18 protein-coding genes, 1 tRNA gene, 1 pseudogene and 1 riboswitch are annotated in these 22,284 nt (G+C 69.8%); of the genes and pseudogenes, 11 read left to right on the top strand and 9 right to left on the bottom strand.

The window, feature by feature from the left end:
• From E1258_RS34765 to E1258_RS13435, 7 genes and pseudogenes are all read left to right on the top strand, one after another.
• Window positions 1-1,154, top strand: a pseudogene (locus tag E1258_RS34765) (hypothetical protein); the annotation flags it as partial.
• Entirely contained in the window at window positions 1,039-2,289 is a 1,251-nt protein-coding gene (locus tag E1258_RS13460; RefSeq protein WP_243715425.1) for a site-specific integrase, read from the top strand. The pseudogene E1258_RS34765 and the gene E1258_RS13460, both read left to right, overlap by 116 nt.
• Window positions 2,273-4,174: a hypothetical protein gene (locus E1258_RS13455; RefSeq protein WP_132400255.1), complete on the top strand. Its 1,902-nt coding sequence runs from the start codon at window positions 2,273-2,275 to the stop codon at window positions 4,172-4,174. Before E1258_RS13460 ends, E1258_RS13455 begins: the two co-directional genes overlap by 17 nt.
• On the top strand, window positions 4,171-6,297 hold the full coding sequence (locus tag E1258_RS13450) for a hypothetical protein (protein WP_132400252.1): 2,127 nt from the start codon (window positions 4,171-4,173) through the stop codon (window positions 6,295-6,297). Before E1258_RS13455 ends, E1258_RS13450 begins: the two co-directional genes overlap by 4 nt.
• Complete coding sequence (locus E1258_RS13445) at window positions 6,294-6,686, top strand: hypothetical protein (protein WP_132400249.1); 393 nt, start codon at window positions 6,294-6,296, stop codon at window positions 6,684-6,686. Before E1258_RS13450 ends, E1258_RS13445 begins: the two co-directional genes overlap by 4 nt.
• 136 nt (window positions 6,687-6,822) lie before the next feature.
• A complete protein-coding gene (locus E1258_RS13440) occupies window positions 6,823-7,431 on the top strand; it encodes a class I SAM-dependent methyltransferase (protein WP_243715423.1) in 609 nt (202 codons plus the stop codon).
• A 548-nt stretch (window positions 7,432-7,979) separates the two neighbouring features.
• Window positions 7,980-9,584 carry a YfjI family protein gene (locus E1258_RS13435; protein WP_132400264.1) on the top strand — a complete coding sequence of 535 codons (1,605 nt, stop codon included), beginning with the start codon at window positions 7,980-7,982 and terminating at the stop codon, window positions 9,582-9,584.
• 34 nt (window positions 9,585-9,618) lie between these two features.
• Here E1258_RS13435 and E1258_RS13430 read toward each other — a convergent pair whose 3' ends face one another.
• Window positions 9,619-9,798, bottom strand: coding sequence for a hypothetical protein (locus E1258_RS13430; protein WP_132400246.1), 180 nt, complete (start codon window positions 9,796-9,798; stop codon window positions 9,619-9,621).
• A 417-nt stretch (window positions 9,799-10,215) separates the two neighbouring features.
• Here E1258_RS13430 and E1258_RS13420 point away from each other — a divergent pair, with 417 nt between their 5' ends.
• Window positions 10,216-10,431: an excisionase family DNA-binding protein gene (locus E1258_RS13420; protein ID WP_132400243.1), complete on the top strand. Its 216-nt coding sequence runs from the start codon at window positions 10,216-10,218 to the stop codon at window positions 10,429-10,431.
• 96 nt (window positions 10,432-10,527) lie between these two features.
• Window positions 10,528-11,631, top strand: a complete 1,104-nt coding sequence (locus E1258_RS13415; RefSeq protein WP_243715422.1) for a site-specific integrase — start codon at window positions 10,528-10,530, stop codon at window positions 11,629-11,631.
• A gap of 2 nt (window positions 11,632-11,633) precedes the next feature.
• Here the strand turns inward: E1258_RS13415 and E1258_RS13410 are convergent, their stop codons facing one another.
• Both E1258_RS13410 and E1258_RS13405 read right to left on the bottom strand, forming a co-directional pair.
• Window positions 11,634-11,873, bottom strand: coding sequence for an e9imm peptide (locus E1258_RS13410; RefSeq protein WP_132400240.1), 240 nt, complete (start codon window positions 11,871-11,873; stop codon window positions 11,634-11,636).
• 113 nt (window positions 11,874-11,986) lie between these two features.
• Window positions 11,987-12,060: transfer RNA gene (locus tag E1258_RS13405), tRNA-Gly, on the bottom strand.
• Window positions 12,061-12,305: 245 nt separating this feature from the next.
• Between E1258_RS13405 and E1258_RS13400 the strand changes: the two genes are divergently transcribed.
• Window positions 12,306-13,289 (top strand): zinc metalloprotease, encoded by a 984-nt coding sequence (locus E1258_RS13400; protein WP_132400237.1) that lies wholly within the window; start codon window positions 12,306-12,308, stop codon window positions 13,287-13,289.
• Between the two features lie 74 nt (window positions 13,290-13,363).
• Here the strand turns inward: E1258_RS13400 and E1258_RS13395 are convergent, their stop codons facing one another.
• Window positions 13,364-13,936: a pyridoxamine 5'-phosphate oxidase family protein gene (locus E1258_RS13395; RefSeq protein ID WP_132400234.1), complete on the bottom strand. Its 573-nt coding sequence runs from the start codon at window positions 13,934-13,936 to the stop codon at window positions 13,364-13,366.
• Window positions 13,937-14,037: 101 nt separating this feature from the next.
• On the opposite strand from E1258_RS13395, the gene dcd reads away from it, so the two are divergent.
• Window positions 14,038-14,616 (top strand): dCTP deaminase, encoded by a 579-nt coding sequence (gene dcd / locus E1258_RS13390; RefSeq protein WP_007073891.1) that lies wholly within the window; start codon window positions 14,038-14,040, stop codon window positions 14,614-14,616.
• 69 nt (window positions 14,617-14,685) lie between these two features.
• Here dcd and E1258_RS13385 read toward each other — a convergent pair whose 3' ends face one another.
• The 5 genes from E1258_RS13385 to E1258_RS13365 form a co-directional block, all read right to left on the bottom strand.
• A complete protein-coding gene (locus tag E1258_RS13385) occupies window positions 14,686-15,639 on the bottom strand; it encodes an NlpC/P60 family protein (RefSeq protein WP_243715421.1) in 954 nt (317 codons plus the stop codon).
• A gap of 100 nt (window positions 15,640-15,739) precedes the next feature.
• Window positions 15,740-15,880, bottom strand: a riboswitch (cyclic di-AMP (ydaO/yuaA leader).
• Window positions 15,881-16,088: 208 nt separating this feature from the next.
• On the bottom strand, window positions 16,089-17,105 hold the full coding sequence (locus tag E1258_RS13380; RefSeq protein ID WP_132400228.1) for an NlpC/P60 family protein: 1,017 nt from the start codon (window positions 17,103-17,105) through the stop codon (window positions 16,089-16,091).
• Window positions 17,106-17,326: 221 nt separating this feature from the next.
• Window positions 17,327-18,328 carry a hemolysin family protein gene (locus E1258_RS13375; RefSeq protein ID WP_132400225.1) on the bottom strand — a complete coding sequence of 334 codons (1,002 nt, stop codon included), beginning with the start codon at window positions 18,326-18,328 and terminating at the stop codon, window positions 17,327-17,329.
• Window positions 18,321-19,631 carry a hemolysin family protein gene (locus E1258_RS13370; protein ID WP_132400261.1) on the bottom strand — a complete coding sequence of 437 codons (1,311 nt, stop codon included), beginning with the start codon at window positions 19,629-19,631 and terminating at the stop codon, window positions 18,321-18,323. Before E1258_RS13370 ends, E1258_RS13375 begins: the two co-directional genes overlap by 8 nt.
• Before the next feature lie 163 nt (window positions 19,632-19,794).
• Window positions 19,795-22,038, bottom strand: a complete 2,244-nt coding sequence (locus tag E1258_RS13365; protein WP_132400222.1) for a (Fe-S)-binding protein — start codon at window positions 22,036-22,038, stop codon at window positions 19,795-19,797.
• Between the last annotated feature and the right edge of the window lie 246 nt (window positions 22,039-22,284).

The following is a 22,284-nucleotide window of genomic DNA, read 5'->3' as shown; positions in this document are numbered from 1 at the left end:
GGGCGGTGGTGGTGCCGTGGCTGGCGACCAGGGGCCGCCCGGCCGACAAGCCGCTCACCGACCGGGTGACCGAGGGCACCCGTTACCGCAAGCTCACCGCCGACCTGGTCCGCCGGGCGCTCACCTCCCTGCAACTGACGGCCATCAACTCTGCGGTGGCCAAGGACCCGAAGGCGATCAGCTTCCCCGTGGACATTCACCGCGACGGCCCCGGTCACCTCGCGGTGGTGGATTTGCCGTTCGGGGTGGAAGCCGCCGAGGTCGTCGCCCGCCGGGGCCGGCTGGCATCGGCGATGCGGCTGCCGCTGGATCAGGTGTGGCCGGAACCGGCCCCCGGGCACACGGCGGCGGACATTGGCGTGCCGTTGACCACCGTCGCGGACGGCCGCACGCCGTGGGAGGTGTTCGCCGATGAGCGCATCATCGGGAACTCTCGGATCGCGCCATGCTCGAAGCTGCTCAAACAGGTGCCCTGCCGTCGCTGGCTGGAAGACCACACCACGCCCGAGGCCACCACGGTTTACGTAGGAATCGACTGGACCGAAACTCACCGCCTGGCCGCGATCGAGCGTGGCTATCTGCCATGGGCGGTCAGACTGCCATGGGCGGTCAGAGCGCCGCTGTACGACCCGCCCTACAGCGACAAGGCCGAACTACTCGACGCCGCCCGCAAGGCCGGCATCACGCCGCCCCGTCTCTACGACCTCGGGTTTGCCCACAACTTCTCTCCACAGTTCGCTGATGTCTCAGTTTCATCGACCTCGGCCGCATCCTCCCCTTTCCCCGATGCGTGGATCATGACGTTGGCAACGACGGTGATGATGCGGGTGGCGGATGGAGCTGTTCTTCGTACGTCGGCGGCTGGCCGCAGACGCGGCGGTGGCTGGCGGTCCGTCCGGTGCAACGGTGCGGCAGATCCTGGATCATCGCGCCCTGCCGGACGGGTTGCCGGTCTTGCTCGATGCCCGGATGCTGCCGGTGGAACCTATCTGTTCCTGGTTTCGGCATCTGGCGTACGAGTTGCTGGAGCCGGAGACGCTGCGGTGCTACGCCTACATCGTCCGGCGGTTGGTGGTGTTCCTGATCGAGCGCGGCAGCGACGTTCTCTCGGCGACCGAGACGGACCTGATCGCTTACCGCACGGCCCGCACTGAGCATCAACGGCAGCCGGTCGACGACGCGACCTGGCGGCGCGAGGCTGCGGTACTCAACGCGCTTTTCTCGTGGCTGGTGGAGCAGGGCCGTATGCGGCGGCGGCCGTTTCGAGTGCCGCGGCGTGGCAGTCCACTGGGTGGCGCGCCGCGCAAGGAAATGCAGATCCGGCACCTCACGCTGCCGCAGTACCAGTACTGGCGCGACGTGGGAATGGGCGGTCACCGGCCGGGTGCTGAGGTCGATCCCGGTTTCCGGGGGTGGGCTCCGCACCGGCATCGCGCCGCGGTGGAGCTGGCGCTGCTCACGGGCATGCGCAAGCAGGAGTGGTCGACGCTGTTGTTACCGGAGCTGGGTGAGGGCTGGCGCCGCCCGGCTGACCCCGTTGACCTCGCGGTGCAGGCGTGCGCGAAGTACCGGCGCCGACGCGTGGTCTACGTGCCGGTGGCCGCACTGCGCATGCAGGATGTCTACCTGTTACTGGAGCGCCCCGACTTGGTGCGCCGATCGGCTCGGGCATTGGCTACGCGGCGTGCTGATCTGTTCGTCGTCGACCGCATCGATCACGAGGCCGGCCGCGTCCACGGAGTTTTGGACGGAGCACGGCGCGTCTTCGCGATGCAGGCGATGGGCCCGGCGCTGCGGCGCATCACGGTGCGCGAGACGGACGGCGGTTTGGAGGCGCTGGCCGTGTTCCTCGGGCACGGCGGGTTGATGCTGGGGCCGTCGTCGTGGGATCGGATCCGGTTGGACGCGTGGCGGCGCACGCAGCGGCACGCCGTCGACGATCCGGGGGCGCCGGTCCTGCCGCCACGCCCGTGGCGGTTCCACGATCTGCGACACACCTTCTGCTTGCAGTTGCTGAAGTATCTGACGCGCGTCGCGCTCGGCCGTGGAGCTCGGCAGGAGAGTCGGCTGCCGAGCTTGCCCGAGCATGTGGCGTTCAACCCGCTGCTGGTGGTGCAACGGCGGATGGGGCACGCCAGCCCGTCAACGACCTACCTCTATCTGCGCTATCTGGAGGATCCGCTGAACTACGTGGACGAAGCGTTTCGGCAGTGGGCTGAACACGAGGACGCAAGTTACGCCGACATCGCGACACGGGCGCTGGAGGCCGCTGATGCCGCGCAAGGGTGAGTTCGCTCGGGCATGGGTGCAGCCGCCCGTCGTTGATCCGCCGCCGTCGCGGATCGGCCCTCGGGTCGTGCAGGCTCCGGCGAACGCCACCCGTCCAGGCGGCGTGATCGCGGTGGACCCGTCGCCGTTTCGTTGCGCTGGCCTGGTCGGTGAGTTGGCCGATGAGTGGGTGTCCTACGCCCGGTTAACCGGGAGCAAGCGCCTGACGCTCGGGGACTATCGGACAGCGATCGTTCGGTTCGCGACCTGGCTCGATCGCCACGCCGAGCGCCCGGAGTCGCTCACGTTCGCTGCGGCCGCCCCGGATGTCGCGGCATTGATCCGCGACTGGGCGCGGCAACTGCCCGCCGCTTTTCGGCCCGGTTCGCCGCGGCCGGCGCAGCTGACGGAGAACATTCGGGCGCTGATCAGGCTGCGCGCCCAGCGCGAAGATGTTGTGGTTGGTGACGAGGTTAGGCGTCTGCTGGTTGGGCCGCCGCTGGTGCGTCGAGGACGCACGCAGGAACTCGATGAGTTCACCCGCCAGGATCGCAAGACACTGGTCCGGGCGGCCTGGGCCGACGTCCGAGCGCTGGAGGAACGCCTCGCCCGCGGAGCCGCGCTGCTGGAGGCTGCGGACGGTGATCCGTTCCGGCACGGGCCAAGCCTGGCGAATCTGCTCTGGACGGTCGCTCATGACGCCGAGAGGCTGCCGAGCTTCAGTGACCTGCTCCCGTTGTTCCCGTCCTGGCCGGCGCCGCTGCGAGAAATGGTGGACCTGCGCGGCCGACGGGTGCGTCCGAACACCGCGATCTGGCAGCTGAGCTCTGCGCTGGCGAGCCTGCTGTTTCCCCGTGCGGAGGACCTGCAGGCGTTCCGGGTTCTGCTGGTCGCCGCCACCGGTCACGCGCCGGAGGAGCTGACGGCCCTGACGGAACAGGACATCGAGTTCACCGACGGCGGCGTGCGGCTGACGCTGACGAAGCTGCGTGCTCGCCAGATCCGGTATCGGATGTTCCGCACCCGCGAAACAGTCGCACACGACGCCTACGGGCCGGTGGATACTGCCGAAGTTCTTCGCCGCCTCACCGCAGTCGGCCAGCAAGCCCGCGACGCTCTCGGGCGGCAGCCGGCGCCGCTGTTTACCTGCGCGACAGTGTGGCATTCGGGGCAGCTACGGCTGCGGACGTTCAACTCTGGCGGCCAAGGCCACTTCGGGGACTGGGTCCGCGATCGCGGCCTGACGATCTCCGGCCGGCTCGACCTGCGCAGGATGCGCAAGACGGTCAAGGTGGAGAAGGCCGTCACGCTGCGCGGCAGCATCTCGGACCTGGCCGACGACCACACCGCCGAGACGTTCTGGGGGCACTACGCGCACGGCACCACGCTGCACCTGATCTCCGCGCAGGCGATCACCAGAGCGCAACGCACCTGGCTAGACCGGGCTCTGGCCGGCCCGATCGTTCTCGACGAGCCGGCCACCGAGCACCTGGACGACGATCGGGCGCTGCACGCGCTCGGGCTGACTCGCGAACAGGTCGAGCAACTTCGGGCCGGCGAGATGGACATGGGCGTCACCGACTGCCGCAGCCCGTACTCCTCGCCGTACACCAAGACCGGCGAGCTGTGCTCGGTGGCGCCGCTGCGCTGCTTGGAATGCCGCAACGCGATCATCCTGCCGTCGAACCTGCCGCAACTGCTGTTGTTCGCCGATCACCTCGCCGCGCCCCGCAACCGGCTGCCGCCACCTGCGTTCCACGCGGCATGGGGGCAGAGCGAGGCCAACCTGCACGCGTTGCTCGCCGAGCGTTCCCCGACCGAGATCGACGCAGCCCGCCGCCGGATCACCCAGACCGGGCTACGCCTTCAGCTGCCGCTCGCCGCGTTCACGGAGTTCGACCGATGACCCAGCCCGCCCTCGCCGCGCCGTTGCCGAGCGGCCGTTTCGCTGACACCGAGCCAGTGCTGCAATCGCATCCGCTACTCGAAGGCGAGATCGTGACCGTGTTCGGCCGCACCGACCAGTGGCCGTTCACCGCGACCCGCCGACCGGCGAACGTCAACCCATCAGCATGGCGCGCCAACTTCACCGGCCTCGACCCGGTCTGGAACCTGCGGGCCCGGGAGTGCGCTATGGCGCTGCTCAACCCGGCCCATCCCATCGTGCTTGCAGCCGGCGTCAACCTCGGGGACAAGCCCGCCAGTTGCAGCACGCTCTTCCACCACGTCGAGCTGTTACGCCGGCTGGCTGCCTGGGCCACGGCGAAAGGGTTGCCGCCCGAACTCAGCCGCTGGAGCGATGACGACGCCCGCGGCTGGATCGACCACCACCGGCCGAACGTTGCCCCGAGCACGCTGATGCCGTTCATCTCCGTTGTCAAGCTGCTGCACCAGCTCGGCCCGCTGCTCACCGGCGGCGGCCTCGCCACCGACCCCTGGCCGGGCCGGCCCGCGCGCAACATCGCCCAGTACACCAACGAGCCCGGCCTACGGACCCGCAACATCGCTCCGCCCGTCTGGCACGCGCTGGTCAAGGCGGCATGGACCTACGTGGACGTCCTGGCCCCCGACATTCTCGCTGCCCGGCAGCGCCTGGCCGAGCTTGAGAGCGCAGCACTGCCCACCAGCACCGGGTTGGAGGACCGCGTGGCGACCTACCTCGCCGATCCGGCCAACCCCATCCCGCTGCACATCGAGCGCTACCTGAACCACACCAGGACCCGCCGGGGACCATCACAGGTCAGGCCCGGCACCGAGATCAACTGGACGCTGCTCGGCCTGATGCTCGGCATCTCGCGGTCACAGCGGACCATGACCAGCGGCAACCGCAAATCGGTGCAGCGCGTGCGCCGCCACGTCGAGGACGCGCTGCGTGCTGATCCGGCCCGCGGCGTCACCGGCGGCCTGCTCGACCGTTACGCACACGTCACTCGGCTCGACGGCAGCCAAGGGCCTTGGCACCCGGGACTGTGCCCGCGCGGGGTTCTGGACGAATCCACCGCGCTGCGAGCGGCCTGCTACTGCTTCGTCGCCGCGCTGAGCATGATGCGCGACTCTGAAATCCGCGAGATCGCCCGAGACGCCGTCGGCGAGTTCTACGGCGCACCCGCCGTCGCCTCGATCAAACGCAAACACGACCAAAACCAACCGCGCGAACACTGGTGGATCATCGATCCCGTCGCGCAGGCCATCCGCGTCGCCGAGCAGCTGTCCGACCATCCCGAGCTGATCTTCGGCAGCGTCAACGACCGGGCCGGGCGCCTCGACCTCGCCACCAGCGACGCCGGGTTCCGCAGCGGAGTCGTCGTCACCAACTTCATCGACCACGTCAACGAAACCAGCGACTCGACCGGACTCATCATCCCCGCCGGGCATGTCGCGCCGCACATGTTCCGCAAGACCATGGCCATGCTCGCTGGAACCGAGCCCAGCTCCGAGATCGCCCTCGGCATCCAACTCAAGCACGCCGCCGTCCGTGCCCTGGCCAACCGCTCGACCCCTGGCTACGCTGCGAGCGACAACTCGTGGGCAGTCCTGCTGGACACCGCACTCGAAGAGGCTCGATTCACCCACCTGCGCGAGCTCTACGACGAGCACCAGGTTGGCCACAGCATCGGGACAGGGCCGGCGGCCGAGCGTCTCTCCAGTGCCTTCCGAGCCGTCCAGCAGACCGCGCTGGCCCGCCGAGGTGACGCCCGCACCGAATACGACCTGCTCCGCAAAGCCAGCATTTCACTACGGTTCGGCAAGCTCAACCATTGCCTGTTCGACGACAACAGTCCGGCTGGAGCCAAATGCCTCGAAGGCACGATCGTGCCGCCCGGCCACCGCGGTCCCATGATCGACCGATGTCAACCAGGGCGCTGCGCCAACAGCCTGATCACCGACGACCACCTGCCCCTCTGGCAGAGCGAGCGCCACAATCTGCTGACGTTGCTGGATGCGCCCAAGCTCGCCTCCTGCCGCCGGGCCGCCCTACAACAGCAGCTCGACGACGTCGAGCAGGTCATCGCCAAGGCGAGCGCATGACCGTGTCCCCGACAACGGAGAAGGCGCTCCGCGACGCGATGACCCGCCTGCTGAACGGCAGCGCCCGTCGCACCGATGGAAGACTCACCAAGGAGAACCTCTACCGCGAAGCCGGAGTCAGCCGGGCCACTATGAACCGAGCGCCCGACATCCTCGCCGCATGGGACATCGCCGTCGCCGACCGCACCGACCCCAAGCCGCCACGCGACGTCGTCGGAGAACTTGAGAACCTACGCACACAACTGCGCCGCAAGACAGGCGAATGCGCCCGTCTCCAGGAGCGCCTGGCCGCCGCCGCGACCACAATCGCCGCGCTGCACCACGACAACAACGCGCTGCTCGACGAACTCGCCCGGCACCGGTCCGCCAACGTCACTCCGATCGCATGACCGAACACCCCTCTCCCAACCGAGCCGAACGCGAGGCACTCAACGCCGCGCTACCGCAAGCCGTCCGAAAATCAGGCGAGCGCGTCAACGATCTGTGCGTGGCCAGCCCCGACCGCTCGGGCGCTAGAGTGCCGCCGTGAGCAAGCAGTTGGTACGTGACGCATATTCGTCCATGTCAGAGCAGTACATCGCCCTGTTCGACGGTGACTGGCAGGCCCACGAGGACGACATGGCCCTCGTCCGGGACCACCTTGCCGGCCTCGACGGCATGGTGTTCGACCTCGGTTGCGGACCCGGCCATTGGGCCGCCTACCTGCACTCGCTCGGCACCGACGTGACCGGCATCGACCTGGTCCATGAGTTCATCGACCACGCCCGGACGAACTTCCCCGGGCCGGAGTTCCGGCTCGGCTCCATGACCGAACTAGACGTCCCCGACCACTCGGTGGCCGGCATCCTCTCCTGGTATTCGACAATTCACCTGCCGCCACAGGAGCTGGACCGAGTACTCACCGAATTCCGCCGGATGCTGACCCCATCCGGGAGGTTGGTGATCGGCTTCTTCGACAGCGACGACGAGGTTGCCGAGTTCGACCACAAGGTCCTTACGGCGTTCCGCTGGCCGGTAGACGAGTTCTCCGCCCGCCTGACAAAGGCCGGTTTCACCGAACTCCAGCGCCTACAACAGCAGCTCCCGGACCGCCCAGACCGCAAATACGCCGCCATCGCCGCAAGCGCCAGCTGAGTACGCTGCACAAAGTCAACATCTGGACGACGACGGCGGTTCGGCTGGGCCCAATCGCGGTCAGGGATGCTCCGCGCCGAGACGGACGTCACACCACATCAGACCGCCGCACTCCGACACTTTGACGCCAAGCGACAAGCCCGGTTGGCCATCAGTTCGAACCCCGGAAGGCCGGGCAGACACCGGTTGCATAGTCTGCCCGGCCCAGCAGTTGGGCAACGAACGGCTGTCTCATGAGACAGCCGGATTCTGGAGAACACAACAACTGCGGTGGCGCATGCGTCAGGGGCGGCCAGGCGCAGTGGGCGCACCTGTTGACGATCTTCCCCGACCGGTACGCCGCCAACGAAACCGCCGAACAGCGCATGCGCCGCGATCTCGGCAAGAACGTCGCCACCCTCCGCGACCGCCGAGGCGGCACCGTCCGCCCCCTACCGCTCACCGAACTACGCCACCGCATCACCAGCAACGCCACCAACACCGAGGCCGCCTACGACCCCAACGACTGGGGCGGCTGCGGCTGCTTCACCAGCACCGAAGAGGACACCATGTCACCAGCTCCCCGCCTCCATCTCGTCACCGACCGCCCGCAAGCCACCAGCGGCCAGGAAACAGCGGGCGGCCCACTCTGGGATGTTCCAGTGCCCCTGACCGGGCCGAGCGCCGCGCCGCCGCCGTTCCCGGTCGACGTGTTTCCCCGCTGGCTCGGCGACATGGTGACCGGCGTCGCCCGGTTTACCCAGACCGATCCCGCCATGGCCGGCACCCTCGCCGTCGCAGTCCTCTCTGCCTGCGCGGGTGGGCGGTTGGAGGTGGAGCCGGTGGCCGGGTGGCGCGAGCCGGTGAACGTGTTCGCCGCCGTCATCGCCGGCCCCGGCGAACGCAAGAGCCCTGTTCACCGCGCCATGACAGCACCGCTGTTCGCCGCGCAGTCCACGCTGTCCGAGGCGATGCGCCCGAGAATCGCCGAGGCCGCCGCACTGCGCGACATCGCCGACCGGCAAGCCGAACAGGCCAAAGCCGCCGCCGCGAAGGCCACCGACCCGGGCAAGCGCGACGACGCCGCCGCCGAGGCGGTGGCCGCCGCCATCGCCGCCGAGGCCATCACGGTTCCCGGCCTGCCGAAACTGATCGTGGACGACGCCACCCCGGAAGTCCTCATCAACCTGATGGCCGCCAACGGCGGACGCATGGCGATCATCTCCGATGAGGGCGGCATCTTCGACACCCTCGCCGGCCGCTACTCCGGCGCACCCAACCTCGACCCCTACCTCAAGGGGCACGCGGGACAACCGATGAGCAACGAACGGGTCACCCGCGAGGCTGCCGCCGTCGACAAGCCCGCGCTGACCGTGTGCGTGATGGCGCAACCGAGCGTGCTGCGCAAGTTCGGCGGTAACGCCGACCTGGCCGGACGCGGCCTGCCGGCCCGGTTCCTGTTCGCGCTCCCGCGCTCCCTCGCCGGATATCGGGCCGTGGACATGCCCCCGGTCCCCGAGCCGGTGACCGCCGGCTACCGGCACCGGATACACGACCTGGCCGCCACCCTCGCCGAGTGGGAAGACCGTGCCGTCGTCGTCCTCACCCCCGAGGCCGGCACCGTGCGGCGGGCCGCCGCCGAACAGGTGGAGGCCGAGCTACGCCCCGGCGGCAGCCTCTACGACATGCGCGAGTGGGGCAACAAGCTCTCCGGCGCAACGCTGCGCCTGGCCGGGCTGCTGCACGTCGCCCACCACCCCGCCGACGCCTGGCGGCAACCCATCGACGCCGACCGCATGGCCGACGCCGTACGCCTCGCCGAGTTCTTCGCCGCGCACTACCGGGCGGCGCTCACCACCATCGGCAGTGACACCGCGATCGAGAACGCCCGCTACGTGCTCGGCGTGCTCACCACCAAGGGCATGACCACCTTCACCCGCCGGGAACTGCACCGCAAGGTGTCCCGCCGGCTCCCGAAGTCCGACGAGGTGTCGGCGGTGCTCGCCGAACTGGCCGCCCTCGGGTGGGTCCGCAACGGCGCGGACGGTCGATACGAGCTGCACCCCCGCGCCACGGCGGAGGACCCCGGAAGCGTTGACACGCTGACACCCACCCCCCACGGCGACGTTTCCGCAGCTCACGACGGGCACGAAGCTGTCAACGGCCCGCGTTGACACCCGCTGACAGGCGTTGACACCTGCCGACCAATCAGGGCTGCGACCGCTCCCCGATCCGAAGCGTCTTTCCCAGGATCAGGCCCCCGGCAATCGCGAGCGGATAGCCGAAGAACAACGCGAAAGGCGCGACGAAGACGGCCGTAGTAGTCACCGCCAGCCCAGCGGCGATAAGCCCACCACCAACGGCAAGCCCTACCCCACGCTTCGTCATGCGGTGAGTCAAGCAACTCATCACCTCACAGGCAAGCGAACTGCCGGTCCTACCACCCGCTGCCGCCCTGTCAACGGGTGTCAACGCCTGTCAACGCCGGGCGTTGACACCCCAACACCGCCCCTGACCTGCCGAAACCTTCGCAGATCGGCGGATTGTCAACGTGTCAACGCCTCCCGGCCACCTCCCCGACAGCGCCGCCACGCCCACCGGCCGCCAGCACCCCCAAGGAAGGCCCGCTGAGAGCCCCCGAGAGCGGTACGCCCTACGTGTCCTACCGGCTCATGCGCTCGATCAGCGAACGCGCTCGCTGGCGTACCGAACTACTCGCCGCGAAGGACCGGGCCGAGCAGGGACCCGCAGACCTTTCGGCAACTCAGCACATCGCACCACAGCACGACGGGGAGGAAGATCAAGTTGGACGAGGTCCTTACGATCGAGCAGGCAGCGGCCCGGATCAACATGAGTGAGCGCTACGTGCGTCGCCTGGTCGCCGAACGGCGTATCCCGTTCCACAAGCTCGGGCGCAGCGTCCGAATCAAGGCCGCTGACCTCGCTCCACACGTCGAGTCCGGGCGGGTGGAACCGCTGACCGCCTCCGGGGTGTGGCGTGACCTTCAGCGGGTGGCCTGATGGCGAACAAGGAAGGGCATCGGCGGTTCGGCAACGTGCGCAAGCTGCCGTCCGGGCGGTACCAGGCGCGGTACCCGGGGCCGGCCGGACGGTCGGATGCGAAACGCGCCGGAGACGTTCACCCGGAAGTCGGACGCCGACCGGTACCTGACGCTCGTCGAGGCGCAGATGGTGCGGCGGGAGTGGGTCGATCCGGACTTGGCCAAGGTGAAGCTCGACGACTACGCACGGCGGTGGATCGAACAGCGGCCGAACCTGCGGCCCCGGACCGTCCACCTGTACGGCTGGCTCCTGGAAAAGCACATCGTCCCGTACCTCGGCGGAACGGAGCTGGGTCGGCTGGACACGCCGATGGTCCGCGACTGGCGGGCGGAGCTGCTCGGCAACGGCGTCTCGGTGAGCATGGCGGCCAAGGCGTACCGGCTGCTGCGCGCGGTGCTGATGACGGCGGTCAAGGAAGACGAGATTCTGACCCGGAACCCGTGCCGAATACCCGGTGCCGACCAGGAGAAGGCCGCAGAACGGCCGGTGCTCACGCTCGCCCAAGTCTTCAAGCTGGCCGACATCGTGCCGCCCCGGTATCGCGCCCTGGTCCTGGTGACGGCCTTCGGGTGCCTGCGCTGGGGCGAGGTGTCCGCGCTGCAACGGCAGGACATCGACGCTGCGGCCGGCACGATCAGGATCAGGCAGGCGTACACCGAACAGCGTGGGGTCGGCCTGGTGCTCGGGCCGCCAAAGTCCCGGGCCGGTCGGCGCACGGTCACTCTGCCCCCAGCGGTCGTCGAGGTCGTCCGTGACCACCTGGCGGCCGAGGTCGACGACAACCCGGACGCGTTCGTCTTCACGACCGAGAGTGGGCGCCCGATCTGGCGGGGCAACCTGAACAAGCTCATCGCCTGGAAGGCGAGCGTGTCCAGCATCGGACAGCCGAACCTGCACTTCCACGACCTGCGGCACACCGGGAACACTTTCGCCGCCCGGACCGGGGCGAGCACCCGCGACCTGATGGCCCGGATGGGTCACGACTCGCCGCAGGCGGCGCTGATCTACCAGCACGCGACGGCCGAAGCTGACCGCGCCATCGCCCAGGCGCTGCACGAGGCGGTGCGCACGGACCGGAAGAAGGGCAGGAAGTCCGACGCCAAAGGCAAGCGCAAGGACAAGCCGGGCAAGAAGAGCAAGAAGGACGGCGACAGGTGAGGCTAGCCGCCCGGTGCCGCCTCTGGCAGCTCGGCCGGCCGGTAGGCGCTAGCTCGGTCGACCACCTCGGCGGCTGTCAGTTCCGGGTTGACTGCGAAGATCATCTCGGAGATGTCCGGGTAGTCGAGGTCACGTTCGAGCCGGTCGAGCCAGTCGTTCAGCTCGGCATGGTCGGCGTAGTCAAGCCGCATGATCAGCGTCACGAGCCGGATCGCTTCGTCTCGGGTCAGCTTCCCGGGCAAGCCGCCCTCCGACCTGGCTAATGGCACGCTAATGGCACGCCGCATGATCGTTGACCTTGGAAACTCGAAGGCCCTGGCTCGGGACTTGCGTCCTGGCCAGGGCCTTCATGCGTTGGAGCGGGTGACGGGAATCGAACCCGCACTGTCAGCTTGGGAAGCTGATGTTCTGCCATTGAACTACACCCGCAGGCGGACCCACTGTACCCGACGCCGCCGCCGCGTGCACCCAGGTACCCCCTCGCGCGCTCCCGGCTCCCACCCGCCTCGACGCCCGGGCCGCCCCAAGATCCCGCAGGCCATCGGCGGTCCACAAAGTTTCATCGTCGCAACACATGACCATTCTCAAATCCCTCGATCGGTTGTAACGTCTCCCGCACGTTCAAACCACGGCGCGATATACCCCCTGTCGCGCCGCCAGAAAGAGGTGGGCCCATGGGACTCCGTCCCAACCTGCTGACCCGGCGCACCGCCGGCGTCGCGTCGACGTCCCTCGCACTGCTGCTCAGCACCGCCGCCGTGGGTCTCGTCCCGGCCGCTTCGGCCTTCTCCGCCGCCCCGGCGGAGGTCTGCGTTGAGCCGGCCGACGCCTACTCGGACGCCCGGGTGAAGGCCGGCGCGCACACCAAGCGCGAGCCGAACGAGCTGACCGCCAAGGAGACCCGCGAGCGGGAGGCCGACCTCGCCGCCGCCCTGCGCGAGCGAGCCAACTTCCGGGCCGGTGCCGGCGCCAGCGCCCTCGCCACCGTGACCGTCCCCGTCATCGTGCACGTCATCCAGGAGGACAGCACCCGTGCCGGCGGCAACATCCCGGACTCGCTGATCAACTCGCAGATCAGTGTGCTGAACCAGGCATACAGCGGCGCCACCGGCGGCGCGGCGACCGCCTTCAGCTTCCAGCTCCAGAGGATCAACCGGGTGACCAACCCGGCGTGGTACCCGATCGTGCAGGGCTCCTCGGCCGAGCGCTCGATGAAGTCCTCGCTGCGCGAGGGCGGCAAGAACACGCTGAACATGTACCTCGGCGAGCTGAGCGACGGTTTGCTCGGCTGGGCCACCTTCCCGAAGCGCCGGCTGGACAGCATGGACGGCGTCGTCGTGCTGAGCGAGTCGCTGCCGGGCGGCACCGCCACCAACTACAACCAGGGCGACACCGGAACCCACGAGGTCGGCCACTGGCTGAACCTGTACCACACCTTCCAGGGCGGCTGCTCCGGCTCGGGCGACAGCGTGAGCGACACCCCGGCGGAGGCCTCGCCGGCGTACCAGTGCCCGACCGGGCGGGACACCTGCACCGCGACCGGCCTGGACCCGATCACCAACTTCATGGACTACACCTACGACTCGTGCATGTACCAGTTCACCGCCGGCCAGGCGGACCGGATGCTGACCGCGTGGAACGCGTACCGCGCGGCCTGACGTACCGCTGTCGCTGATCACACCCCGGTGCCGGCTCCGTCTCGCGACGGGGCCGGCACCGGCGTCTGTCGGGGTCAGGCCGCCGCGCGGTGGGCACCGCGCCCGCCGTGGGCCGACCGCCGATCCGGTACGCCCACAGCGGCACCGCCCGAGACGGGGCTCGCGGCATCGGCGGCCCGGGGGTCGAGCCAGACCTGCACGGCCGGCCGGCCCGTCCCCTCGCCGGGGCGGACGGTGCCGACGTCGCCGCGCCGGGCCAGCATCGCCACGTCGACGGTGAACTCGAAGAGCCGCCAGTCGACCTGCGGGGCGGCCCGCCCGATCTCGGCGAGCCGGGCCACCCGGGCCTGATCGGTCACCGGCCTGGCCTGCCCGGCCACGTACGCCTCGTCGTCGCTGTCCTCCGGCGGGAAGGAGTGCAGCGCGTAGCGGCCGTCGCGTTCGAGGTCGCGCCGCTTCGGCGAGTCGACGACGAAGCAGTAGAGCCCGTCGTCGGTGATCACCGGGGAGACCGGGTGCACCCGGGGCCCACCGTCGGCACGGACGGTGGCCAGGTAGCCGAAGCCCGGCCCGTACTGCTGCATGAGGTGACGGATCCCGTCGGCGAGTCGTGGCTCGTCAGCGGCGAATTCGGACCAGGAAGCCATGCGGACATCTTATCGAACACCTGTACGACGCGCGAAGCGCCACGCGCGGGTCGGGGCGTACCGATCGCCGGCCTGCTGACCAGCCTCGCTATGGTGTTGCGATGCTGCTCTCCGACCGCGACCTCGTCGCCGAGCTGAAGGCCGGCACGCTCGCGCTGGAGCCGTTCGAGCCGACCCTGGTGCAGCCGTCGAGCATCGACGTACGCCTCGACAAGCTCTTCCGGGTCTTCAACAACCACCTCTACACGCACATCGACCCGTCGCTGCAACAGGACGACCTGACCTCCATGATCGAGGTGCCCGACGGCGAGCCGTTCGTGCTGCACCCGGGCGAGTTCGTGCTCGCCTCCACGCTGGAGGTGATCTCGCTCGGCGACCAGCTCGCGGGCCGACTGGAGGGCAAGAGCTCGCTGGGCCGGCTGGGACTGCTCACCCACTCCACGGCCGGCTTCATCGACCCGGGCTTCTCCGGGCACGTCACGCTGGAGCTGTCCAACGTGGCGAACCTGCCGATCACGCTCTGGCCGGGCATGAAGATCGGCCAACTCTGCATCTTCCGGCTGTCCTCGCCGGCCGAGCACCCGTACGGGTCGGCCGTCTACGGCTCGCGGTACCAGGGCCAGCGCGGCCCGACCCCGAGCCGCTCCTGGCAGAACTGGCGCACCTGGCCGACCCGCTGACGCCGCACGGAGTGTGAGAAGGGGCCCCTTCTCGACCGTATGCGTTGAGAAGGGGCCCCTCCTTGCACCTCAGTCGGGGCGGCCGAAGCTGTGGATCGGGCCGTCGTCGACGCGCTTCATCCTCACCGGAACGCCGGCCCGGGAGGCGTGCACCACCCAGCCGCCGCCCACGTACATGCCTACGTGGTGCAGGTCGGCGTAGTAGAAGACCAGGTCGCCGGGGCGCAAGTCGGCGCGGCTGACCCGGGCGGTCACCGACCGCTGCTGGGCCGCGTTGTGCGGCAGCGAGACCCCGGCCTTGGCCCACGCGGCCAGCATCAGGCCCGAGCAGTCGTACGAGTTGGGGCCCTCGGCGCCCCAGACGTAGGGCTTGCCGATCTGGGCGCAGGCGAACTTCACCGCCGTCCCCGCGCCGCCACCCGGGTAGGACGCCGGGCAGGGGGCGGGCCGCAGCGGGCCGCCACCGCCGTTGCCGTACACCTTCAGCCGCAGCTTCTGTAGGCGGTCGATCTCGGTGTTGATCTGCTTCTTCTTCGCGGCGAGCTGGGCCTCGGCGCGGGCGAGCTGGGTGACCATCTCGTCGAGGGGCTTCTTCTTCGCGGCCAGCTCGTCGCGGAGGTCGACGACCGCCTGGACGTCGCGCTGCTGGCGCTGGGCGAACTGGTCGAGCATCTCCAGTTGCCCCAGCATCTGGCTGGGCGTACGGCTGCCGAGCAGGGCGTTCACCGTCGAGATGTTGTCGCCCTTGTACGCCTCGACGGCGAGGCCGCCGACCTTCTCCATCGCCTCGTCCACCTGACGCTGGAGGGGCCCGATCCGCGCGGCGAGCGCGTCGGCCTGCTTGCGCTTGGCGGCCAGGTCCTGGCGGGTGGCGTTGTGCCGCTCGATGAGCGGTTCGAGCTTGTTCCAGTCCTCGTCGATCTGCCGCTCGATCTCGGCGACCGAGGGGTCGGCGTAGGCCACGGTCGGGGTGCCGGTCAGGACGACGGCGACTCCGGCCAGGGCGGCGAGGAAAGTGGTCAAGCGTGACCAACGGGTGCGCGGCGCAGCCGGCATGCGGTCGGCGTCGGCCGACCGGCGTGACGGGCACCGCGAGGCATGATATGCCACCGGGCTCCGTGTCTCCTTCTTCCGCTACCGCCTACCGAGTTAGCTGACGGGTTCGGGCGGGAAGGGAGAGCGCCCTACCGCAGCACCGCTGCGGATTCACCCCGGCGTACCTGGGTCCCCGGCTCGCCCGGAGGCGACTCGGCGGTGTCGTACCGTCACCGCCCGGCTGGGCGGTGCAGCTACCGGTCGACAATTGGCCAGAGTAGAGACGCGCGTTATCGATCCGCAACCCGCCTGGCCGTGACACAACGTACAGACCGCCGCGCGTACCCGGCCGGCACGGCGCAGGCCCCCGGTCGGGTGGGACCGGGGGCCTGCGGGCGGGTCAGCGCGGCGCGGCCTTCGCGAGGGCCGCTCCGGCGTCAGCCGGGTCGGCGGAAGCCGGCGACCGGCATGGTGTTGATGCTGCTCACGTTGACCGGCTTGCCGGCCCGGGGCGCGTGCACCATCTTGTCGTTGCCGATGTAGAGGCCGACGTGGTGCAGGTCGCTGAAGAAGAACACCAGGTCACCGGGGCGGGCCTCGGAGCGCGAGACGGCGCGGCCCTCGTTCCACTGAGCCCCGGTGAAGTGGGTCAGATAAATCCCGGCGGCCTTGTAGGCATACTGGGTCAGGCCGGAGCAGTCGAACGTGTCCGGGCCTGCGGTGTTGAAGACGTACGGGTCGCCGACCTGGGCGCAGGCGGTCCGGATGGCGGTGCGGGCGGCCGAGCTGACCACGCCGGTGACCGTCGGGCAGCCCTCGGTGGACACCACGGTCTTCGGCATCGACGCCTGGAGCCGCTTGATCTCAGAGTTGATCTTTACCTTCTTCTCCGCCAGTTCCTTGGTCTGCTTCTCCTGGGTGGCGATGAGCGTGTCCAGCTTCTGCTTCTCCGTGTCGTACTTGGCACGCACGGCGAGCACGCCCTCGACCTGCCTGCGCTCCTGCGCGGCCAGCCGGTCCAGGATGGTCAGCTGCTCGGCCAGGGTGCCCGGCTTGGTGCTGACCAGCAACGCGCCGATGTCCTGCGAGGGGCCGGAGATGTAGTAGCGGGAGGCGAGGTCACCGACGCGGTTCATGGCCAGCTCGGTCTCCAGCGCCAGGGGCTGGATCTTCTTCTCCAGCGCCTTCGCCTTCTCCCGGTTGACCTTCAGCTGCGCGGACACCTTGTTGTACTGCTCGATGGTGGGCTCCAGCTGCTCCCACTGCTTGTCGATCTGCGCCTCGATCTCGTCGACCGAGGGCTCGGCGTACGCGGGTGTGGTCAGTGTCCCGGCACCGACGGCGACCGCCGCGACCAGGGTGAGTAGGCGGTGTACGAACCGGCGGACACCACCCGGGCGAGCGGGTGACCGTTCCAACGCACGACGATGAGGGGGCATGGTTGCCACCGGCACCGACTCCTTCGCAACCGACCGCCGGGCGCCTCGCGAGGGGGAAGATCGAGGCAGACGACCCACAGCGGTCAGCGCCTCACATTAGGGGAGTCCCGCGCGGGGAATCAAGGCGGGCCCACCCGCCGTGACGCCCCGCAAACCGTGCACATACATCGGGTACCGGTCGCACCGCGACGGCGCAGCAGACGGCGGTGGCGGTGGAGAGGAACGGCGGTGGCCGGTCAGCCCATGATGGCCGTCAGCACGTCGTCGAGGGTCACCACCCCGAGCGGGAGACGGCCGTCGCTCACCAGCACCATGTGCCGCCGCTCGCGGCGCATCGACAGCAGCAGGTCGGCCAGCGTACGGTCCGGCGGCACCACGGCCAGCGGATGGTAGACCCCGGCCGGCACCGGGGCGCGGCGCTCGGCCCCCGCGTACCCGAGAACGTCCTTGACGTGCACGAAGCCGAGCACCCGGCGGGTGGACCGCTGCACCACCGGGAACCGGGACCGGCCGGTGCGGGTGGCCAGCACCTCCAGCGAGGCCGGGGAGACGTCCTCGGCCACCGTCGTCACCGTCGACCAGGGTTGCAGGGCGTCCGCCGCCGTGCGGGTGTGCAGCGCGAGCGCCCCGGTGATCCGGGCGTGCTCCTCGGCGTCGAGCAGCCCCTCCATGCGGGCCTGCGACACCAGCCCGGCCAGTTCCTCGGCGGTGAAGACGGTCTTGACCGCGTCCGTCGCCTCGACCCGCCAGATCCGCAGCACCTGCCGCGCCGCCCACTTCATCGCCAGCAGCAGCGGCTTGGTCGCCGTGCAGAACGCCAGCATCGCCGGCCCCAGCCAGAGCGCCGACGTCTCCGGCCCGGCCAGGGTGATGTTCTTCGGCACCATTTCGCCGATCACGGTGTGCAGGAAGACCACCACGCCGAGGGCGATCAGGAAGGCCAACGGGTGCACGGCCCCGTCGGGCAGGCCCAGCGCGTGGAACAGCGGCTCGATCAGGTGGGCCAGCGCCGGTTCGGCGATCGCGCCGAGGCCCAGCGAGCAGACGGTGATGCCGAGCTGCGCCCCAGCGATCATCAGCGGGATCTGGTTCATCGCCGACAGCGCCCAGCGGGCCCGCTTCGAGTCGGCCGCCAGCGGCTCGATCACCGTCCGCCGGGAGGCGATCAGCGCGAACTCGCTGCCGACGAAGAACGCGTTGCCGAGCAGCAGCAGCACGGTGACCAGCAGTTCAGGCATCGTCCCCGGGCTCCTCCGGGCGCAGCACCCGCACCTGCTCGATCCGGTGCCGCTCCACCTCGATTACGGTGAACTCGTACCCGCCCTCCTCGACCGTCTCCCCGGCCACCGGGATGTGCCCGAGCCGGGCCATCAGGAAGCCGGCGAGCGTCTCGTACGGGCCCTCGGGAAGCCGGAAACCGGTCTGCTCGACCAACTCGTCCTCACGGAGCACCCCGTCGACCAGGACGGTCCGCTCGCCGCCCGGCACGGTCAGCTCGACCGGCCCGCCGTCGTCGACCGCGTCCGGGTCGAACTCGTCGGCGATCTCCCCGACCAGCTCCTCCACGAGATCCTCCACGGTCACCACGCCGTCGGTGCCGCCGTACTCGTCGACCACGATGGCCAGGTCCGCGTCGGCCGCCTTGAGCGCGGCCAGGACGCCGTCGAGGTCCAGGCTCTCCGGCACGTACACGGGCTCGCGGGCGACCGACGCGACGGTGGTCCTGGCCCGGTTCGCCAGCGGCACGCCCAGCGCGTCCGGCACCGCCGCGACGCCGGTGACCAGGTCGAGGGTCTCCTCGAAGACCGGAAACCGGGTCCGGCCGGTGTGCTGGGCAAGGGTCAGCAACTCGGCGACGCTGGCCGTGGCGCGCAGTGCGATCACGTCCACCCGGGGGGTCATCGCCTCGGCGGCCCGCTTGTCGCCGAACCGGATGGTGCGCCGCAGCAGCATCGCGGTGTCCGGCGGGAGCGCCCCGGCCCGGGCCGAGATCGCGGCCAGCAGCCCCAGTTCCTCGGGGGACCGGGCGCTGGCAAGTTCCTCCTGCGGCTCCACCCCGAGCCGGCGGACCAGCGTGTTCGCCGAGTTGTTCAGCCCCCGGATCAACCACCCGAACGCCCGGGAGAAGCCGCGCATCCCGCGGGCGGTGGCCAGCGCGGTGGGCATCGGCCGGGCCAGCGCGAGGTTCTTCGGCACCAGCTCGCCGAAGAGCATGGACAGCAGGGTGGCCAGGGCCAGGGCGAGGAACGGGGTGAACCGATCGGCCGCCGGCCCCAGCGGATGCAGCGCCGGGGCGAAGATCCGGGCCAGCGCCGGCTCGGCCAGGTACCCGGTGAGCAGGGCGGTGATGGTGATACCGAGCTGCGCCCCGGAGAGCTGGAAGGACAACTCGTGCAGCGCGCGGCGGACGGTCCTCGCCGCGCCGTCGCCGGCGGCGGCCCGCCGGTCGATCTCCGGCCGGTCCACCGTGACCAGGGCGAACTCGGCCGCGACGAAGAACGCGTTGCCGGCGGTCAGCAGCACGAAGCCGACCAGTGGCAACACCGTGGCAACCAGGAGACTGTCGATGATCGGTTCACCTCGGCAGGATTGTTCCACGACGGACCAGGCCGCACACCAGTACGTGCGGCGACACCCGGCTCGGCGGCGCTCACCTGCTGGCCGTGGACACCCCTATCGGGTGGCGGGTCGTCGGTCGCGTCGGTCACCTGCCGGCGGCGGTCCCCTTCTCCCCGGCGGCGTCCGGCTTGACCGAGCGGAGCAGCACGCTGGCGACGTCGACCACCTCGACCTGTTCGCCGGCCCCCTTGCCGTTGACCCCGTCGCTGAGCATCGTCGAGCAGAACGGGCAGCCGACCGCGATGGTCCGCGCCTTGGTGGACATGGCCTCCTCGACCCGGTCCACGTTGATCCGCTTGCCGATCTTCTCCTCCATCCACATCCGGGCACCGCCGGCACCGCAGCAGAAGGAGCGCTCGCTGTTGCGCGGCATCTCGACGAGGCCGCTGTCGCGGCCCGCACCGGAGATCGAGGCTGCGCCACCCCGGCCCCCGGCTCCGCCTCCGATGGCGCTACCGAGCACCTCGCGCGGGGCGGCGAAGACCCGGTTGTGCCGGCCCAGATAGCAGGGGTCGTGGTAGGTGACGCCGCCGTCGACCGGCTGCACCGGGGTGAGCTTGCCGACGCTGACCAGGTGGGCCAGGAGCTGGGTGTGGTGCACCACCTCGAACTCGCCGCCGAGCTGCCCGTACTCGTTGCCGAGGGTGTTGAAGCAGTGCGGGCAGGTCGCGACGATCTTGCGGGTGCTCTTCTCCCGACCCTCGAACGCCTCGTTCAGGGTCTCCACGTTCTGCTGGGCGAGCATCTGGAAGACGAACTCGTTGCCGATCCGGCGGGCCGGATCACCGGTGCATGTCTCGCCCTCGCCGAGGATGGCGAACTTCACGCCGGCCTCGTTGAGCAGCGTGGCGACCGCACGGGTGGTCTTCTTGGCCCGGTCCTCGAACGCGCCGGCGCAGCCGACCCAGAACAGGTACTCGAAGTCGTCGACCTCGCCGACGCGTGGCACCTCGAAGCCGAGGCCCTTGGTCCAGTCCTCGCGGGTGTTCTGCGGGGCGCCCCAGGGGTTGCCCTTGTTCTCCAGGTTGCGCAGCATGACGCCGGCCTCGGACGGGAAGCTCGACTCGATCAGCACCTGGTAGCGGCGCATGTCGACGATGTGGTCGACGTGCTCGATGTCGACCGGGCACTGCTCGACGCAGGCGCCGCAGGTGGTGCAGGACCAGAGCACGTCCGGGTCGATGACGCCGCCGTCCTCGGCGCCGCCGATCAACGGCTTGTCGGCCTCGGCGAGCGCCAGCACGTCCAGGTGGGCGAGTTGGGCGGCGGTGGCCTTCTCCTCGCCGGTCAGGTCCTTGCCGCCGCCGGCCAGCAGGTACGGGGCCTTGGCGTACGCGTGGTCGCGCAGGCTGAGCACGAGCAGCTTCGGCGACAGCGGCTTGCCGGTGTTCCAGGCGGGGCACTGCGACTGGCACCGTCCGCACTCGGTGCAGGTGCTGAAGTCGAGCAGCCCCTTCCAGGTGAACTGCTCGACCTGGGCGACGCCGAACTGGTCTTTCTCCGGGTCGGCCTCCTCGAAGTCGAGCGGCTTGCCGTTGCTCATCATCGGCCGCAGCGCGCCGAGGCCGGAGCCGACCCGGCCCGGATCGCGCTTGAAGAAGATGTTGAAGAACGCGAGGAACCGGTGCCAGGCCACCCCCATGGTCACGTTGAGCGCGATGACGATCAGCCAGGTCATCGAGATGGCGATCTTGATGAGGGCGGCGATGCTGACGCCGGCCGACCAGTCGGGCAGCAGCGCGCCGACGGCGTGGCTGACCGGGGTGGCCCACACCGGGTACTCGAAGTGGTCGGTGGCGACCTTGAAGCCCCGGATCACGAAGCCCATGATCAGTACGGCGAGGACCACGGCCTCGACGAAGTAGCCCTGCCACATGGTCGAGCCGGTGAACCGGGAACGCCCGCCCGGTCGGGTGGGCCGGTTGCGGACCCGGATCGCGATCAGGACCAGAATGCCGACCACGCCGAGCACCGCGATCAGCTCGGTGACCAGGCCGTAGACCGCCAGGCCGCCGATCAGCGGCAGGCCGCCGGTCGGGGAGACGACCTCGAAGTACGCCTCCAGGACCAGCAGCGACAGCACGATGAAGCCGACCATGACGAACCAGTGCGCCGCGCCGACCACGGTCCAGCGGAGCATCCTGGTGTGGCCGGCGGTCTCCGCCAGCATCGTCCTCGTGCGGGCGCCCCGGTCGGCGAAACGCTCCGGGTCGGGCCGCCCCAGCCGGATGACTGCCACGATCTTCATGACCGCGCGCGCCGCAAGCCACACCGCCACGGCGGTGATGGCGGCCGCGAGGATCGTGGTGACGATCTGGACGCTGCCCATCGAGTTGGCCTCCCGGTCTGCTGCCTGTCGAGCGGCTCGGCGACCGGGGTCGGGTCAGGGGCGCGGCCGGCGCTCCGCCATCGCCGCACCTCCGACCGGATCGGTCGATGACCTTGCTCCGCTCGGTCATGCAGTGCAGCCTACGCGCAAGGTTACCCAGCAGTAACGTGAGTCATCTCGCACCTTGGCCGCGCCGCCCTGCGGACACCATAGGGCCCGACGCCAAAACGCCGGGCGGGGGCGCGG

Source organism: Micromonospora sp. KC207, from assembly GCF_004348615.1.
Classification (GTDB): Bacteria; Actinomycetota; Actinomycetes; order Mycobacteriales; family Micromonosporaceae; genus Micromonospora.
The sequence above is the reverse complement of the archived record's forward strand: the minus strand, read 5'-3'. Positions and strand labels throughout refer to the sequence as shown.

Bases quoted from the DNA above. Each gene is read 5' to 3' on its own strand.
- E1258_RS13455 (WP_132400255.1), top strand. From the start codon at position 2,273: ATGCCGCGCAAGGGTGAGTTCGCTCGGGCATGGGTGCAGCCGCCCGTC.
- E1258_RS13450 (WP_132400252.1), top strand. From the start codon at position 4,171: ATGACCCAGCCCGCCCTCGCCGCGCCGTTGCCGAGCGGCCGTTTCGCT.
- E1258_RS13445 (WP_132400249.1), top strand. From the start codon at position 6,294: ATGACCGTGTCCCCGACAACGGAGAAGGCGCTCCGCGACGCGATGACC.
- E1258_RS13435 (WP_132400264.1), top strand. From the start codon at position 7,980: ATGTCACCAGCTCCCCGCCTCCATCTCGTCACCGACCGCCCGCAAGCC.
- E1258_RS13430 (WP_132400246.1), bottom strand. From the start codon at position 9,798: ATGACGAAGCGTGGGGTAGGGCTTGCCGTTGGTGGTGGGCTTATCGCC.
- E1258_RS13415 (WP_243715422.1), top strand. From the start codon at position 10,528: ATGCGAAACGCGCCGGAGACGTTCACCCGGAAGTCGGACGCCGACCGG.
- E1258_RS13400 (WP_132400237.1), top strand. From the start codon at position 12,306: ATGGGACTCCGTCCCAACCTGCTGACCCGGCGCACCGCCGGCGTCGCG.
- E1258_RS13395 (WP_132400234.1), bottom strand. From the start codon at position 13,936: ATGGCTTCCTGGTCCGAATTCGCCGCTGACGAGCCACGACTCGCCGAC.
- dcd (WP_007073891.1), top strand. From the start codon at position 14,038: ATGCTGCTCTCCGACCGCGACCTCGTCGCCGAGCTGAAGGCCGGCACG.
- E1258_RS13375 (WP_132400225.1), bottom strand. From the start codon at position 18,328: ATGCCTGAACTGCTGGTCACCGTGCTGCTGCTGCTCGGCAACGCGTTC.
- E1258_RS13365 (WP_132400222.1), bottom strand. From the start codon at position 22,038: ATGGGCAGCGTCCAGATCGTCACCACGATCCTCGCGGCCGCCATCACC.